This is a genomic window from Lysobacter niastensis, from assembly GCF_031457115.1.
Lineage (GTDB): Bacteria > Pseudomonadota > Gammaproteobacteria > Xanthomonadales > Xanthomonadaceae > Lysobacter_J > Lysobacter_J niastensis_A.
Window position 1 is genome coordinate 194,998 of record NZ_JAVDVY010000002.1, and the last position, 14,964, is coordinate 209,961.

28 protein-coding genes are annotated in these 14,964 nt (G+C 63.6%); all 28 read right to left on the minus strand.

Features of this window, described 5'->3' with window-relative positions:
• Positions 1–43 precede the first annotated feature (43 nt).
• The 28 genes from J2X06_RS10035 to rpsJ all read right to left on the minus strand — a co-directional run bounded on the left by J2X06_RS10035 (position 44) and on the right by rpsJ (position 14,736).
• A complete protein-coding gene (locus tag J2X06_RS10035) occupies positions 44–550 on the minus strand; it encodes a disulfide bond formation protein B (protein WP_310061780.1) in 507 nt (168 codons plus the stop codon).
• Between the two features lie 155 nt (positions 551–705).
• Positions 706–1,080, minus strand: a complete 375-nt coding sequence (rplQ, locus tag J2X06_RS10040; protein WP_194932348.1) for a 50S ribosomal protein L17 — start codon at positions 1,078–1,080, stop codon at positions 706–708.
• A 205-nt stretch (positions 1,081–1,285) separates the two neighbouring features.
• Positions 1,286–2,284 (minus strand): DNA-directed RNA polymerase subunit alpha, encoded by a 999-nt coding sequence (locus J2X06_RS10045; protein WP_310061785.1) that lies wholly within the window; start codon positions 2,282–2,284, stop codon positions 1,286–1,288.
• A gap of 18 nt (positions 2,285–2,302) precedes the next feature.
• On the minus strand, positions 2,303–2,932 hold the full coding sequence (gene rpsD, locus J2X06_RS10050; RefSeq protein ID WP_194932350.1) for a 30S ribosomal protein S4: 630 nt from the start codon (positions 2,930–2,932) through the stop codon (positions 2,303–2,305).
• 14 nt (positions 2,933–2,946) lie between these two features.
• Positions 2,947–3,339: a 30S ribosomal protein S11 gene (rpsK, locus tag J2X06_RS10055; protein ID WP_310061787.1), complete on the minus strand. Its 393-nt coding sequence runs from the start codon at positions 3,337–3,339 to the stop codon at positions 2,947–2,949.
• A 12-nt stretch (positions 3,340–3,351) separates the two neighbouring features.
• Entirely contained in the window at positions 3,352–3,708 is a 357-nt protein-coding gene (rpsM, locus tag J2X06_RS10060; RefSeq protein WP_310061789.1) for a 30S ribosomal protein S13, read from the minus strand.
• A gap of 234 nt (positions 3,709–3,942) precedes the next feature.
• Entirely contained in the window at positions 3,943–5,304 is a 1,362-nt protein-coding gene (secY, locus tag J2X06_RS10065) for a preprotein translocase subunit SecY (RefSeq protein ID WP_310061792.1), read from the minus strand.
• A gap of 7 nt (positions 5,305–5,311) precedes the next feature.
• The gene (rplO, locus tag J2X06_RS10070) at positions 5,312–5,749 is read right to left on the minus strand and encodes a 50S ribosomal protein L15 (protein WP_310061794.1); all 438 of its coding nucleotides are present in this window, start codon (positions 5,747–5,749) and stop codon (positions 5,312–5,314) included.
• 6 nt (positions 5,750–5,755) lie between these two features.
• Entirely contained in the window at positions 5,756–5,956 is a 201-nt protein-coding gene (gene rpmD, locus J2X06_RS10075) for a 50S ribosomal protein L30 (protein WP_310061797.1), read from the minus strand.
• Positions 5,949–6,488, minus strand: coding sequence for a 30S ribosomal protein S5 (gene rpsE, locus J2X06_RS10080; protein ID WP_310061800.1), 540 nt, complete (start codon positions 6,486–6,488; stop codon positions 5,949–5,951). The genes rpmD and rpsE overlap by 8 nt, the downstream gene beginning before the upstream one ends.
• Before the next feature lie 163 nt (positions 6,489–6,651).
• Positions 6,652–7,005 carry a 50S ribosomal protein L18 gene (rplR, locus tag J2X06_RS10085; RefSeq protein ID WP_310061803.1) on the minus strand — a complete coding sequence of 118 codons (354 nt, stop codon included), beginning with the start codon at positions 7,003–7,005 and terminating at the stop codon, positions 6,652–6,654.
• A gap of 29 nt (positions 7,006–7,034) precedes the next feature.
• Positions 7,035–7,562, minus strand: coding sequence for a 50S ribosomal protein L6 (gene rplF, locus J2X06_RS10090; protein WP_310061805.1), 528 nt, complete (start codon positions 7,560–7,562; stop codon positions 7,035–7,037).
• A 13-nt stretch (positions 7,563–7,575) separates the two neighbouring features.
• Positions 7,576–7,974 (minus strand): 30S ribosomal protein S8, encoded by a 399-nt coding sequence (gene rpsH / locus J2X06_RS10095; protein WP_310061807.1) that lies wholly within the window; start codon positions 7,972–7,974, stop codon positions 7,576–7,578.
• A gap of 181 nt (positions 7,975–8,155) precedes the next feature.
• Positions 8,156–8,461, minus strand: coding sequence for a 30S ribosomal protein S14 (gene rpsN, locus J2X06_RS10100; protein WP_310061810.1), 306 nt, complete (start codon positions 8,459–8,461; stop codon positions 8,156–8,158).
• Positions 8,462–8,479: 18 nt separating this feature from the next.
• A complete protein-coding gene (rplE, locus tag J2X06_RS10105; protein ID WP_310061813.1) occupies positions 8,480–9,022 on the minus strand; it encodes a 50S ribosomal protein L5 in 543 nt (180 codons plus the stop codon).
• An 11-nt stretch (positions 9,023–9,033) separates the two neighbouring features.
• Positions 9,034–9,348, minus strand: coding sequence for a 50S ribosomal protein L24 (rplX, locus tag J2X06_RS10110; RefSeq protein WP_310061816.1), 315 nt, complete (start codon positions 9,346–9,348; stop codon positions 9,034–9,036).
• A gap of 14 nt (positions 9,349–9,362) precedes the next feature.
• Positions 9,363–9,731, minus strand: a complete 369-nt coding sequence (gene rplN, locus J2X06_RS10115; protein ID WP_056136003.1) for a 50S ribosomal protein L14 — start codon at positions 9,729–9,731, stop codon at positions 9,363–9,365.
• A gap of 14 nt (positions 9,732–9,745) precedes the next feature.
• The gene (gene rpsQ, locus J2X06_RS10120) at positions 9,746–10,015 is read right to left on the minus strand and encodes a 30S ribosomal protein S17 (RefSeq protein ID WP_310061819.1); all 270 of its coding nucleotides are present in this window, start codon (positions 10,013–10,015) and stop codon (positions 9,746–9,748) included.
• A gap of 11 nt (positions 10,016–10,026) precedes the next feature.
• Positions 10,027–10,212, minus strand: coding sequence for a 50S ribosomal protein L29 (gene rpmC, locus J2X06_RS10125; RefSeq protein WP_310061824.1), 186 nt, complete (start codon positions 10,210–10,212; stop codon positions 10,027–10,029).
• Positions 10,212–10,625, minus strand: a complete 414-nt coding sequence (gene rplP / locus J2X06_RS10130; protein WP_055902334.1) for a 50S ribosomal protein L16 — start codon at positions 10,623–10,625, stop codon at positions 10,212–10,214. Before rplP ends, rpmC begins: the two co-directional genes overlap by 1 nt.
• 6 nt (positions 10,626–10,631) lie before the next feature.
• Complete coding sequence (gene rpsC, locus J2X06_RS10135; RefSeq protein ID WP_310061838.1) at positions 10,632–11,375, minus strand: 30S ribosomal protein S3; 744 nt, start codon at positions 11,373–11,375, stop codon at positions 10,632–10,634.
• A gap of 14 nt (positions 11,376–11,389) precedes the next feature.
• Complete coding sequence (gene rplV, locus J2X06_RS10140) at positions 11,390–11,725, minus strand: 50S ribosomal protein L22 (protein WP_036111801.1); 336 nt, start codon at positions 11,723–11,725, stop codon at positions 11,390–11,392.
• Positions 11,726–11,735: 10 nt separating this feature from the next.
• Positions 11,736–12,005: a 30S ribosomal protein S19 gene (gene rpsS / locus J2X06_RS10145; RefSeq protein ID WP_310061841.1), complete on the minus strand. Its 270-nt coding sequence runs from the start codon at positions 12,003–12,005 to the stop codon at positions 11,736–11,738.
• Positions 12,006–12,011: 6 nt separating this feature from the next.
• Positions 12,012–12,839: a 50S ribosomal protein L2 gene (gene rplB / locus J2X06_RS10150; RefSeq protein ID WP_310061844.1), complete on the minus strand. Its 828-nt coding sequence runs from the start codon at positions 12,837–12,839 to the stop codon at positions 12,012–12,014.
• Positions 12,840–12,849: 10 nt separating this feature from the next.
• Positions 12,850–13,146 carry a 50S ribosomal protein L23 gene (gene rplW / locus J2X06_RS10155; protein ID WP_310061847.1) on the minus strand — a complete coding sequence of 99 codons (297 nt, stop codon included), beginning with the start codon at positions 13,144–13,146 and terminating at the stop codon, positions 12,850–12,852.
• Positions 13,143–13,748 carry a 50S ribosomal protein L4 gene (rplD, locus tag J2X06_RS10160; RefSeq protein ID WP_310061850.1) on the minus strand — a complete coding sequence of 202 codons (606 nt, stop codon included), beginning with the start codon at positions 13,746–13,748 and terminating at the stop codon, positions 13,143–13,145. Before rplD ends, rplW begins: the two co-directional genes overlap by 4 nt.
• 12 nt (positions 13,749–13,760) lie before the next feature.
• Positions 13,761–14,414, minus strand: a complete 654-nt coding sequence (gene rplC, locus J2X06_RS10165) for a 50S ribosomal protein L3 (protein ID WP_310061853.1) — start codon at positions 14,412–14,414, stop codon at positions 13,761–13,763.
• A 10-nt stretch (positions 14,415–14,424) separates the two neighbouring features.
• A complete protein-coding gene (gene rpsJ, locus J2X06_RS10170) occupies positions 14,425–14,736 on the minus strand; it encodes a 30S ribosomal protein S10 (protein ID WP_027070119.1) in 312 nt (103 codons plus the stop codon).
• Positions 14,737–14,964 lie beyond the last annotated feature (228 nt).

A 14,964-nucleotide genomic window follows, 5' to 3' on the forward strand; every position in this document is an offset into this window, starting at 1 on the left:
CTGCGATGCTGCAACCGTTACAACGGCAACCGTGACGGGCCGTTCAGCGTCGACGGAACGCGGCGTATCCGGCCCATAGCGCGAGCAGCACGAACCAGATCAGGCTCCACGCCGGCATCGACAGACCCAGGAACGTCCAGTCCACGTTGGCGCACTCACCCGAGCCGGTCATCACCTTGCGGATGACGCCCGAGATCGGCATCGCATCGAGCATGTAGTCCAGGCCGGGACCACAGGCCGGCACCTGGTCCGGCGGAAGGTGTTGCAGGCGCACGTGATTACCGGCGACGGCAATGCCCGCCACCGCAGCAAGCAGCGCGAGCACGCCGTAGCCGCGACGCCCGCCGATGCTCTTTGGAGCGTGCAGGCCCCCGATCAGGAAGGCCACGCCAAGGGCGAAGAAGGCCACGCGCTGGAAGATGCACAGCGGGCACGGCTCCAGCCCGTCGTGCAACTGCGAATAGAACGCGTAGCCCAACAGCGCCGCGCAGATCGCGAAGCCCAGCAGAAAATGGGTGCGGAAGGAACCGCGAAGAAGTGTCGTCGTCATAGGCCAAGCTTAACGGGGTTGCCGAGCGCCTGCACGCGAGCTTCACGATGCAGCCAGCGCGAGCCGGAAAGCACGCGAGCCGGAAAAGCAAAAGCCCCGACCGAAGCCAGGGCTTTGCTTTCCCGACGTCGCCGTCGGGCTATGCGCGTGTCGGATTACTCCGTCGCGGCTTCCGGCCGGTCGACCAGTTCGACGTAGGCCATCGGCGCATTGTCGCCAGCGCGGAAACCGCACTTGAGGATGCGCAGGTAGCCGCCCGGACGGGACTGGTAACGCGGGCCGAGGGTCGTGAACAGCGTGCCCACGGCTTCCTTGTCGCGCAGGCGCGAGAAAGCGAGGCGGCGGTTGGCGACGCCGTCGACCTTGGCCAAGGTGATGAGCGGCTCGGCGACGCGACGCAGCTCCTTGGCCTTGGGCAGCGTGGTACGGATGAGGCCGTGCTTGATCAGCGAGGCGGCCATGTTGGTGAACATGGCATCGCGATGGGCACTGGTGCGGCTGAACTTACGGCCGGATTTCTGGTGGCGCATGGCAGTGATTCCTGTTGAATGTTGAAACCGTTGTACTTCGCTGTCGCCATCCAGGCGTTGGAACATTGGACTGCGGGTGGCCCGAACCGACCCTCCGTGGCCGGCGTGCCGCGGGCTTCTTGGCCCGTCGGCGATGTGTTGCCTGATTACTTCTGAAACGCGGACGCGCCCGAAGGCGCGTTCGCGTATGGGTTGAGCGCGAGGCTCAGCCCATCATGCCGTGCGAAGCGATGCCTGCGGGCGGCCAGTTTTCGAGCTTCATGCCAAGGGAGAGACCGCGCTGGGCGAGCACTTCCTTGATCTCGGTGAGCGACTTCTTGCCGAGGTTCGGCGTCTTGAGCAGCTCCACTTCGGTCTTCTGGATCAGATCGCCGACGTAGTAGATGCTCTCCGCCTTGAGGCAGTTGGCCGAACGCACGGTCAGCTCGAGGTCGTCGATCGGACGCAGCAGGATCGGGTCGATGCCGCTGGTGGCCGGCTTCGCCGCACCGCGATCGCGGTGGGTGAAGTCGCCGAACACCGACAGCTGGTCGGTGAGGATGTCGGCCGCGGTGCGGACAGCTTCCTCAGCGTCGATCGTACCGTTGGTCTCGATGTCCAGGACCAGCTTGTCGAGGTCGGTGCGCTGCTCGACGCGGGCCGCTTCGACGGCGTACGCCACGCGGCGGACCGGCGAGAAGCTGGCGTCCAGCATCAGACGACCGATGGTGCGGGTTTCCTCGTCCGGACGACGACGCGCGGCGGCCGGCTGATAGCCGAAGCCACGCTCGATCTTCAGACGCATGTTGAGCGCGGTGTCCTTGGTCAGGTGCGCGATCACGTGCTCCGGATTGAGGATCTCGACGTTGTGGTCGGTCTTGATGTCACCGGCGGTGACGATGCCCGGGCCCTGCTTGGCCAGCGACAGCGTCGAGGACTCGCCGGTGTGCATGCGGATGGCGACATCCTTGAGGTTCAGCAGAACCTCGAGGACATCCTCCTCCAGGCCTTCGACCGTGGTGTACTCGTGCAGCACGCCATCGATCTCGACTTCCGTGATTGCGAAGCCCGGGATCGACGACAGCAGCACGCGGCGCAGCGCATTGCCGAGCGTGTGGCCGTAGCCACGCTCCAGCGGTTCGATCACGACCTTGGCACGGTTGCCCGTAAGGCGCTCGATCTGAGGGCCGCGCGGACGCAGCACCTGGTTTGCGGTTACCGTCATGTTCTGGCGTCTCCTGGATTACTTCGAGTACAGCTCGACGATCAGCGCTTCGTTGATGTCGGCCGGCAGGTCTGCACGATCAGGAACAGCCTTGAACACGCCACTGAACTTCTTGCTGTCGACTTCAACCCACGACGGCGAGAGGTCCATCTGCTGCGACACGGTCAGGGATTCCTGGACGCGAAGCTGCTTCTGGGCGCGCTCGGCGAGCGCGATCGCGTCACCGGCCTTGACCTGGTAGGACGGCAGGTTGACGGGCTTGCCGTTGACCGTGACGCCGCGGTGCGAGACCAGCTGGCGGGCGGCCGGACGGGTCACCGCGAAACCCATGCGATAGACGACGTTGTCAAGACGGGTCTCGAGGAGCTGCAGCAGGTTTTCACCCGTGTTGCCCTTCTTGGTCGAGGCCTTCTTGTAGTAGTTGCGGAACTGGCGCTCCAGCAGACCGTAGATGCGCTTGACCTTCTGCTTCTCGCGCAGCTGGGTGGCGTAGTCGGACAGCTTGCCCTTGCGGGCGGTAGGGCCATGCTGGCCGGGCTTCTGCTCGAGCTTGCACTTGGAGTCGAGGGCGCGAGCCGACGACTTCAGGCCAAGGTCTGCGCCTTCGCGACGAGCGAGCTTACAGGTGGGACCGATATAACGAGCCATGTTCTTTCAGCTCCTCAGACGCGACGCTTTTTCGGCGGACGGCACCCGTTGTGCGGGATGGGCGTCACGTCGATGATGTTGATGATCTTGTAGCCGACGTTGTTGAGCGAACGTACGGCCGACTCACGACCCGGACCCGGGCCCTTGATGCGGACTTCCAGCGACTTGACGCCGTAGTCGAGCGCAGCGCGGCCCGCCTTTTCGGCGGCTACCTGCGCAGCGAACGGGGTCGACTTGCGGGAACCGCGGAAACCCGCGCCGCCCGAGGTCGCCCACGAGAGCGCGTTGCCCTGGCGGTCGGTGATCGTGATGATGGTGTTGTTGAAAGAAGCGTGGACGTGGGCGATGCCGTCGGTGACGACGCGCTTGATCTTCTTCTTCGGCTTGGCAGCTGCTGGCTTGGCCATGATGAGATCCCCTTACTTCCTGATGGCCTTGCGCGGACCCTTACGGGTACGGGCATTGGTCCGGGTGCGCTGACCGCGTAGCGGCAAGCCGCGGCGGTGACGCAGGCCGCGGTAGCAGCCCAGGTCCATCAGACGCTTGATGGCGATGCCGACTTCACGGCGCAGGTCGCCTTCGACCACGTACTTGCCGACTTCGGCGCGCAGGCGCTCGACTTCGGGCTCGGACAGGTCACGGATCTTGGTGGTCGAGGTGACGCCAGCGGCTTCACAGACCTTCTTGGAACGGGTACGGCCGATGCCGTAGATACTCTGGAGCCCAACCCAGACATGCTTCTGGGCAGGCAAATTGACGCCCGCAATACGCGCCATAACGCGATCTCCAACTGATTTGGCGGCCAGGACGGATTAATCCCGGCGGAGTGAACTGGAAATTGTATCAAGGTCTCGGGTTAATAGAAAGCCCCGCGGTGCCCTAAGGCGCCGCGGTGCCCGGCATGGGGAGTGTGCCCATGCTCCGGCGACGAATCCGGACTGGCTGGACCTGACGGCAAGCCGCCCTGCCCAACCCCGCGCGCTACTCTGGCGCGCAGGAATGGTCCGGGTTCACCCGCGCGCGAGACCGCCGCGCGAGCCGCCCTTCAAGTTCGCCTTCTTCAGCAGGCTCTCGTACTGATGCGACATCAGATGAGCCTGGATCTGGGCGATGAAATCCATGACCACCACGACCACGATCAGCAGCGAGGTGCCGCCGAAGTAGAACGAGGTGCCCATCTTGGTGCGCATGATCTCCGGGAGGAGACACACCGCCACCAGGTAGATGGCGCCGGCCGCGGTCAAACGGGTCAGCACGCCATCGATATATTCTGCGGTCGCCTTGCCGGGACGGATGCCCGGGATCAGCGCGCCCGACTTCTTGAGATTATCCGCGGTTTCCTGCGAGTTGAATACCAGGGCCGTATAGAAGAACGCGAACCCGATGATCAGCCCGGCGTACAGGATCATATGCAGCGGCTCGCCCGGATTCAGCCATTGGCTGACGCGCTGGAGCCAGGAGACCGAACCGGCCTGGCTGAACCAGGTCGCGGCGGTCGCCGGGAACATGACGATGCTCGAGGCGAAGATCGCCGGGATCACGCCCGACATGTTGAGCTTGAGCGGCAGGAACGACGACTGGTTCAGGTAGGCGCTGCGGCCACCCTGACGGCGGGCGTAGTTCACCGTGATCCGGCGTTGCCCGCGCTCGACGAACACCACCAGGTAGGTGAAGACCAGCACGATGCCTACCACCGCGATGGCGGTCAGCGCATTCATGTCGCCGTTGCGGATCTGCTCGAACATGCCGATCACGGCCGCAGGCAGGCCCGCGACGATGCCAGAGAAGATGATCAGCGAGACGCCGTTGCCGATGCCGCGCTCGGTCACCTGCTCGCCCAGCCACATCAGGAACATGGTGCCGGCGGTCAGCGCGATCACCGCGGTCACGATGAAGCCCGGACCCGGGTTGTAAACCACCGCGATGCCTTGGCTGGCGCCACCGGCCTGCAGGGCCGTGGCGATGCCCCAGGCCTGGAACACGGCCAGCGGGATGGCGCCCATGCGCGACCACTGGTTGATCTTGCGACGGCCCGACTCGCCTTCCTTCTGGATGGCCTTCAGGCTGGGCACGATCTGCACCAGCAGCTGCACGATGATCGACGCCGAGATGTACGGCATCACGTTCAGCGCGAACAGGCTGAAGCGGTGAAGCGCACCACCGGAGAACATGTTGAACATGTCCACGATGGTGCCCTTCTGCGTCTCCATCAGCCGGAGCATCGCTTCCGGATTGACGCCCGGCACCGGGATGTAACACCCGATGCGGTAGACGATCAAAGCGCCGACTACGAACAGCAGGCGCTGACGGAGCTCGGTGAACTTACCGAGCCCGCCGCCCATGCCGGCCATCGCGTTGCCGCTCTGCGCCATGCTTGCCTTACTCCTCGACCTTGCCGCCGGCCGCTTCGATAGCGGCCTTGGCGCCGGCCGTGGCTAGCACGCCCTTGAGCACGAACTTCTTGGTCAGCTCGCCCTTCTTCACGATCTTGGCCTGCTTGGCGGTGCTCGGCACCAGCTTGGCAGCCTTCAGAGCGGCGAAGTCGACCTCGGTCACGTCCAGCTTTTCCAGCTGGTACAGCAGCACTTCGGCCGTGTCCTTGGCGATCTTGGAACGGAAGCCGATCTTCGGCAGGCGACGCTGCATGGGCATCTGGCCGCCTTCGAAGCCGGCCTTGATCTTGCCCTTGCCCGAACGCGCGAACGAACCCTTGTGGCCGCGACCAGCGGTCTTGCCGAGGCCCGAACCGATACCACGACCGACGCGGGTGCGCTCCTTGCGGGCGCCGTCAGCGGGCTGGAGAGTATTGAGACGCATGATTGATTACTCCTCGACGCGAACGAGGTAGTGCAACTGATTGATCAGGCCACGCACCTGCGGGCTGTCCTTCAGTTCACGCACATCGTTGAGCTTGTTCAGGCCCAGGGCCTTCACCGACAGGCGGTGACGCGACTGGGTGCCACGGAGACCCTTGACAAGGCGCACCTTCACGGTGCCGCCAGCGGCTGCTTCCTTCTTAGCCATGGTTCAGGTCCTCCACCTTCTTGCCGCGCTTGGCCGCGATCTTGGCCGGCGAGTGCATCTCGCCCAGGCCCTTCAGCGTGGCGCGAACCAGGTTGATCGGGTTACGCGAACCCACGGCCTTGGCCAACACGTTCTTGACGCCGACTGCTTCCAGCACAGCGCGCATCGCGCCGCCGGCGATCACGCCGGTACCTTCCGAGGCGGGCTGCATGAACACGCGAGCAGCGCCGTGGCCCGACTTGACGGCGTGCCACAGGGTGCCATTGTTCAGGTCAACGTTGACCATGCTCTTGCGGGCATATTCCATCGACTTCTGGATGGCGACCGGCACTTCGCGCGCCTTGCCATAGCCGAAGCCGACCTTACCGTCGCCGTCGCCGACCACGGTCAGCGCGGTGAAGGTGAACTGGCGACCGCCCTTGACCGTCTTGCTGACGCGGTTGACCGCGATCAGCTTCTCGATCATGCCGTCGTCCATCTCTTCGCGGTTACGGTCGCGATCACGACCCCGCGGTGCACGTTCTTCTGCCATTTCCAAATTCCTGATGATTAAAGGGATTTGCGGCTTGGCCGCTTATGGTTGTGGTCTACATCGGGTGTTTCGCTGCCGCGGACAATTCCCGGCAACGCCCGGCACCACCTGTGCCGGCAGGAATGCAGTCAGGCGTGGGGGCGAATCCCCACGCCTTCAAGCCTTAGAACTGCAGACCGCCTTCGCGGGCCGCATCGGCGAGCGCCTTGATGCGACCGTGGTAGCGGTAGCCCGAACGGTCGAAGGCGACCTTCTCGATGCCGGCGGCCTTGGCCTTGGCAGCGATGGCCAGGCCGACCTTGGTCGCGGCTTCGGCGTTCTTGCCGTTCTTCAGGCCTTCCTTGACGTCGGCCTGCACGGTCGAGGCGGCGGCCAGGACCTTGGAGCCGTCGGCGGTGAAGACCTGGGCGTACAGGTGCTGACCCGTGCGCAGCACGGTCAGGCGCGGCACGCCGAGTTCGCGAATGTGCGCGCGGGTCGACTTGGCGCGGCGTAGGCGGGCGATGTTCTTGCTCATGGTTTCTGTCCTCGAAAGCTGAAAGCCGATTAGGCCTTCTTGGCTTCCTTACGAATGATCACTTCACCGGCGTACTTCACACCCTTGCCCTTGTAAGGCTCCGGCGGACGGAAGCCACGGATCTTGGCTGCAACCTCACCCACGCGCTGCTTGTCCGTGCCCTGGACCACGATTTCGGTCTGGGTCGGGGTAGCGATGGTGATGCCTTCCGGAGCCTGGAACAGCACCGGATGCGAGAAACCCAGCGACAGGTTCAGGTCCTTGCCCTGCATCGAGGCGCGGTAACCGACGCCGACCAGCTCGAGCTTGCGCTCAAAGCCTTCGGAGACGCCCTTGACCATGTTGGCCAGGATCGCGCGCAGGGTGCCGGTCAGGGGGATCAGCGCCGCGTCTTCGGTCGAGAACACGGCATGGCCGTCTTCGACCTTGACCGCGATACCGGCAGGCTTGGCAATGCTCAGCGTGCCCTTCGGGCCCTTGGCGCTGATCGAATCGGCCTGGACGTTCAGTTCGACGCCCTTGGCGAGGGCAACCGGCTTCTTGGCAACTCGGGACATGTCTATTCCTCCCTTAGGCCACGAAGCACAGGACTTCACCGCCGACGCCCTGCTGGCGCGCCTGCGCATCGGTCATGATGCCCTTCGAGGTGGAGATGATGGCGACGCCGAGGCCACCGAGGACCTTGGGCAGCTCGTCCTTGCCACGGTACTGGCGCAGGCCCGAACGGGAGTAGCGCTGGAGGCGCTCGATCACCGGCTTGCCTTCGTAGTACTTCAGCGAGATTTCGAGTTCGGACTTGCCGGCACCGATTTCCGTCACGCGCGAGTCCAGGATGTAGCCTTCGTCCTTGAGAACCTTGGCGATGGCCACCTTGATCTTCGAAGACGGCATCTTCACCGTCTGCTTCCGGACAGCCGCCGCATTCTTGATGCGGACCAGCATGTCGGCAATGGGATCAGTCATGCTCATGTGTAATGCACCTATGAGTAGCACCGATATCCGCGGGATTGCGAATTCAGTTGTAGTGCCTCTCAAAGCCAACGAGGCTCAGGAGGCGACCCCGCCCTTTCGGGCCAGGGCCTGAAACGAGCGAGCCGGCAAGTCTAGCAGACTTGCCGGCACACTTGTTACATCTCAGCAGCCGGCTGGATTACCAGCTGGCCTTGCGCAGGCCCGGAACGTCGCCGTTCATGGTCGCCTTGCGGAGCATGTTGCGGCCCAAGCCGAACTTGCGGTACACGCCACGCGGACGGCCCGACAGTTCGCAACGGTTGCGCTGGCGGCTCGGCGAGGAATCGCGCGGCAGCTTCTGCAGCTTGACGGCGGCTTCCATCTTCTCTTCGTACGAAGCGGTCTGGCTGGAGATGATCTTCTTCAGCGCAATACGCTTGTCGCCGTGCTGCTTGGCAAGCTTGGCCCGCTTGATCTCGCGGTTGACCATGGAGGTCTTGGCCATTGTGTCAGTCCTCGAGTATCAGTTGCGGAACGGGAAGCGGAATGCTTCGAGCAGTGCCTTGGCTTCGGCGTCGGTCTTCGCGGTCGTGGTGATCGCGATGTCCATGCCGCGCAGGGCGTCGACCTGGTCGAAGTCGATTTCCGGGAAGATGATCTGTTCCTTCACGCCCATGTTGTAGTTGCCACGGCCGTCGAACGAACGACCCGACACACCGCGGAAGTCACGCACGCGGGGCAGCGAGATGTTGATCAGGCGGTCCAGGAACTCGAACATCTGGCCACGACGCAGCGTGACCTTGCAGCCGATCGGCCAGCCGTCGCGGATCTTGAACGAAGCCACCGACACGCGGGACTTGGTCACGATCGGCTTCTGGCCGGCGATCTTGGTCAGATCGGCAACGGCGTTTTCCAGGATCTTCTTGTTCGTGGCAGCTTCGCCCACGCCCATGTTGATCGTGATCTTGGACAGTCGCGGCACTTCCATCGGGTTCGAGTAACCGAACTTCTTGGTCAGCGCCGGGACGACTTCGTCCTTGTAGAACTTTTCGAGACGGGTGGTCATTTCAGCATTCCTCAGGCGTCAACCGCCTCACCGCTGGAGCGGAACACACGCAACTTGCGTCCATCCTCCAGCACCTTGAAAGCAACGCGCTCACCCTTGCCAGAGGCCGGGTTGAACAACATCACGTTGGAAATGTGGATCGGAGCTTCGCGCTCGATCACGCCGCCCGGCTGGCCAGCCTGCGGGTTCGGCTTGGTGTGGCGCTTGATGACGTTGATGTTCGACACGACGACCTTGTCGCCAGCGACGCGCACAACTTCACCCTTCTTGCCCTTGTCCTTGCCGGCGGTGACGATCACCTGATCGCCCTTGCGGATACGGTTCATATCTATTCCTCCGCTCAGAGCACTTCAGGAGCGAGCGAGACGATCTTCATGAACTTCTCGGTACGCAGCTCGCGGGTCACAGGCCCGAAGATGCGAGTACCAATCGGTTCCTGCTTGTTGTTCAGGAGCACGGCGGCATTGCCGTCGAAGCGGATCAGCGAACCGTCCGGACGGCGCACACCCTTGCGGGTACGCACCACGACGGCGTCATAGACGTCGCCCTTCTTGACCTTGCCACGCGGGATCGCGTCCTTCACGGTGACCTTGATGATGTCGCCGATGCCGGCGTAACGGCGCTTGGAGCCGCCGAGCACCTTAATGCACATCACTTCCTTGGCACCGGAATTGTCGGCCACGTCGAGGTAGCTTTGCATCTGGATCATGGTTAGCTCTCCTCTTATTCCGCGGCGCGGCTGACGATCTCAACCACGCTCCAGTTCTTGGTCTTGGACATCGGAGCGATCTCCTTCACGCGGACGATATCGCCTTCCTTGCAGGCGTTATCGGCATCGTGGGCGTGGAGCTTGGTCGAGCGACGGATGTACTTGCCGTACAGCGCGTGCTTGACCTGGCGCTCGATGAGGACGGTGACGGTCTTGTCCATCTTGTTGCTGACGACCCGGCCTTCAACCGTGCGCAACGCCTTCTCTGTATTGTTGTCGGTCATGGTTCGGATCCTTACTTCTTCTGGCCGATGAGCGTGTTGACGCGAGCGATCTCGCGACGGACACGACGGGCCTCGTGGGTCTTGGCAAGCTGGCCGGTGGCCTTCTGCATGCGGAGGGCGAAACCCTCCTTGTGCAGTTCGACCAGATGGGCCTTCAGCTCGTCAGCCGACTTTTCGCGCAGCTGCTTGAGTTCCATTAGCGCACCGTCCGGGTAACGAATGTGGTGGTGACCGAGAGCTTGGCGGCGGCCAGACGGAACGCTTCACGCGCCACGTCTTCAGCCACGCCTTCGATCTCATAGATCATCCGGCCGGGCTGGATCTGGGCCACCCAGTACTCGACGTTGCCCTTACCGGAGCCCATTCGGACTTCGATCGGCTTCTTGGTGATCGGCTTATCGGGGAACACGCGGATCCACATCTTGCCGCCGCGCTTGACGTAGCGGCTGATGGAACGACGCGCTGCCTCGATCTGGCGCGCGGTCAGCTGACCGTGTGCCGTCGCCTTAAGGCCGTACTCGCCGAAGCTGACGGCGTTGCCGTTCCAGCTCAGGCCCTCATTGCGGCCCTTGTGTACCTTGCGGTACTTAGTTCGCTTGGGTTGCAACATGGTCGATTACCTCTGTTCGCGGGCGCCACGGCCCGGACGGTCGCTGCGATCACCGCGGTCACCACGGTCACCGCGATCGCTACGCGGCGTGTCGTCCTGCTTTTCCTGGCCGACCTGAGAGAAGTCGAAGACCTCGCCCTTGTAGACCCAGACCTTGATGCCGATGATGCCGTAGGTCGTCTTGGCTTCAGCGAAGCCGTAATCGATGTCGGCGCGCAGCGTGTGGAGCGGAACGCGACCTTCGCGGTACCACTCCGAACGTGCGATCTCGGCGCCGTTCAGGCGGCCGGCGACATTGACCTTGATGCCCAGGGCGCCCAGGCGCATCGCATTGCCCACGGCGCGCTTCATCGCGCGACGGAACATGATGCGGCGCTCGAGCTGCTGAGCGATCGACTCGGCAACCAGCTGCGCGTCGAGCTCCGGCTTGCGGACCTCGGTCACGTTGATGTGCGCCGGGACGCCCATCAGCTGGCTGACTTCCTTACGCAGCTTCTCAATGTCCTCGCCACGCTTGCCGATCACCACGCCCGGACGGGCGGTGTGGATCGTGACGCGGGCGTTGTTGGCCGGACGCTCGATGAAGATCTTCGAGATGCCGGCCTGCGCCAGCTTCTTGCGAAGCATGTCGCGGACCTTGAGGTCAGCCGCCAGGAACTCGGCGTACTGTTTCTTGTTGGCAAACCACTTGGAATTCCAGTCCTTGGCGATGCCAAGACGGATGCCGGTCGGATGAACTTTATGACCCATTGTCTGACTCCGCCTTACTTGCCCGCGCCCACAACCACAGTGATGTGGCTGGTGCGCTTGAGGATGCGGGTGCCGCGGCCTTTCGCACGAGCCATAAAGCGCTTCAGTGCGGGACCCTCGTCCACCATGATGGTCGTGACCTTGAGCTCGTCGATGTCGGCGCCCTGGTTGTTCTCGGCGTTGGCGATGGCGGACTCCACGACCTTGCGGATCAGTGCAGCAGCCTTCTTGTCCGAGAACTTCAGCAGGTTGACGGCGCGCTCGGCCGACAGACCACGCACCTGGTCGGCGACCAGGCGGGCTTTCTGCGGGGAGATGCGCGCGGTGCGCAGGATGGCTTTCGCTTCCATGGTCATCTCCTTACTTACCCGACTTCTTGTCGCCGCCGTGACCCTTGAAGGTACGGGTCAGGGCGAATTCGCCAAGCTTGTGGCCAACCATGTTCTCGTTGACCAGCACCGGGATGTGGTTCTTGCCGTTGTGGATGGCGAGGGTGAAACCCACCATCTCCGGCATCACCATCGAGCGACGCGACCAGGTCTTGATCGGCTTCTTGTTGTTACCCGCGGTCTCCACCTTCTTGGCGAGGTGGTGATCGATGAACGGGCCTTTCTTGAGTGAACGTGCCATGGCCGATTAGCTCCTGCGATCGCGCACGATGAACTGCTGGGTGCGCTTGTTCTTGCGGGTCTTGTAACCCTTGGTCGGAACACCCCACGGGGTGACCGGATGCGGGTTGCCCTGGCCAGCCTTGGCCTCACCACCGCCGTGCGGATGGTCGACCGGGTTCATGGCCGCACCGCGAACGGTCGGGCGGACGCCGCGCCAACGCTTGGCACCGGCCTTACCCAGCTTCTCGAGGTTGTGCTCGTCGTTGCCGACTTCGCCGATGGTGGCGCGGCACTCGGCCGGCACCTTGCGCATCTCACCCGAGCGCAGGCGCAGCGTGGCGTAGCCCTGCTCGCGAGCGATCAGCTGGACGCCAGCGCCAGCGGCGCGGGCCAACTGGGCACCCTTGCCCGGCTTCATCTCGATGCAGTGCACCGTCGAACCGACCGGGATGTTGGTCAGCGGCAGCGTGTTGCCGACGCGGATCGGGGCGTCGCGACCCGCGATCACCTGGTCGCCGTTCTTCAGGCCCTTGGGGGCGATGATGTAACGGCGCTCACCGTCGACGTAGCACAGCAGCGCAATGTGGGCGGTGCGGTTCGGGTCGTACTCGATGCGCTCCACGCGTGCCGGGATGCCTTCCTTGTCGCGCTTGAAGTCGATGAGGCGGTAATGCTGCTTGTGACCACCACCCACATGACGGGTGGTGATGCGGCCGTGGTGGTTACGGCCACCGGTCTTGCCCTGCTTTTCGACGAGCGCCGCGTGCGGCGCGCCCTTGTGCAGGCCCGGGGTCACCACACGAACCGCGCTGCGGCGGCCGGGGGAGGTGGGCTTGAAAGTCATCAATGCCATGGGTCTTTCCTCAGGCCTTGGCCATCACGTCGATCGACTGGCCTTCGGCCAGCTTCACGTACGCCTTGCGCCAGTCACCGCGACGGCCCATGCGGTTACGGAAGGCCTTGTTCTTGCCCTTCACGTTGACCACATTCACCGCCTCGACCTTAACGTCGAACAGCTTTTCCACGGCGACCTTGATGTCGGCCTTGGTAGCGTCCGTCGCGACTTCGAAGACGTATTGGTTGGAAACTTCCTGCAGACGAGCGGTCTTTTCGGACACGCGCGGCGCACGGATGATGCTGTAGAGCTTGGCGTCGTTCATGCCAGCCACTCCTCGATCTTCTTGACCGCGTCGGCGGTGACCACGACCGAGTCGGCGCCGACGAGGGCAACCGGATCCAGGCCCTGGACGTCACGCACTTCGACGTACGGCAGGTTGCGCGCCGAGAGGTACAGGTTCTCGGTGGCATCTTCGGTGACGATCAGCGGACGGCGACCGACTTCCAGGCTCTTGAGCTTGGACACCAGACCGGAGGTCTTCGGTGCGTCGAGATCGAACGATTCGACGACCATGATGCGGCCCTGGCGGTTCAGCTCGGACAGGATCGCGGCCATCGCGGCGCGGTACATCTTGCGGTTGACCTTCTGCGCGAAGCTGCGCGGCTTGGCCGCGAAGGTCACGCCGCCGCCGACGAAGATCGGAGCCGTCAGCGCGCCATGACGCGCACCGCCGCCCTTCTGCTTCTTCGACTTCTTGGTCGTGCCGTTGACTTCCGAACGGGTCTTCTGGGCCTTGGTACCGGCGCGGCCGGCATTGCGGTAGGCAACGACCACCTGGTGGACCAGGTCTTCGCTGAATTCGCGGCCGAAGATCGCGTCGGAAACCGACAGCGTCTTGCTGCTATTGGTAATGGCGAGTTCCATCGTCATCTCTCCTTATGCCTTGCTCGAGGGACGCACGATGACATCGCCACCCGGCGCACCAGGCACGGCACCCTTGATTGCGATCAGGCCGCGCTCGGCGTCGACCTTGACCACTTCCAGGCGCTGCGTGCTCTGGTTAACCGCACCCATGTGGCCGGCCATCTTCTTGCCCGGGAACACTCGACCCGGCGTCTGGCGCTGGCCGATAGAACCCGGCGAGCGGTGCGACAGCGAGTTACCGTGGGTGGCGTCGCCCATTCGGAAGTTCCAGCGCTTGATCGTGCCCTGGAAGCCCTTGCCCTTGGTCACGCCCTGGACGTCGACCAGCTGGCCGGCCTCGAAGATGTCGGCCTTGATCTCGCCGCCGATTTCGAAACCGCCGATCTGGTCGGCCTCCACGCGCAGCTCCCACAGGCCACGACCGGCTTCGACCTTCGCCTTGGCGAGGTGACCAGCTTCGGGCTTGTTGACGAGCGCGGCGCGGCGCACGCCCACGGTTACCTGCACGGCGCTGTAGCCGTCGGATTCCGTGGTCTTGATCTGGGTAATGCGGTTCGGAGTGGCCTCGATCAGGGTCACGGGAACCGACTTGCCGTCTTCAGTGAAGAAACGGCTCATGCCGGCCTTGCGACCGACGATGCCCAACGAATATTTCTTCGCGGTCATGGTGGTTGCCTCAGGTCAGCTTGATCTGGACGTCAACGCCAGCCGCGAGTTCGAGCTTCATCAGCGCGTCCACGGTCTTGTCGTTGGGGTCGACGATGTCGAGCACGCGCTTGTGCGTGCGGGTCTCGTACTGGTCACGCGCGTCCTTGTCGACGTGCGGGGAAACGAGAATGGTGTAACGCTCGATCTTGGTCGGCAGCGGGATCGGGCCGCGCACTTGCGCGCCAGTCCGCTTTGCCGTCTCGACGATCTCGCTGGCCGAGCGGTCGATCAGACGATGATCGTACGCTTTGAGCCGGATTCGGATTTTTTGGTCCGCCATGACGGTGTTCCTTGGTTAAAAGAGCGACGGGCCGGCCTCTGGGTGTGCCGAACCCCATAAAAACGCCAACACTCCGGGACTACACCTCACCCCGGAGCATCCTTGCCTGAAAAACAAGGCAGGCCGGTTACCCGGCCCGCCCAGACGGAGGTAGAACGCACGAAGGGCCCCGTTTAGCGTTCCTTGGAAGCCCGAGGGCCCGGAACGTACGGAGCGCTGCCGTGCGAC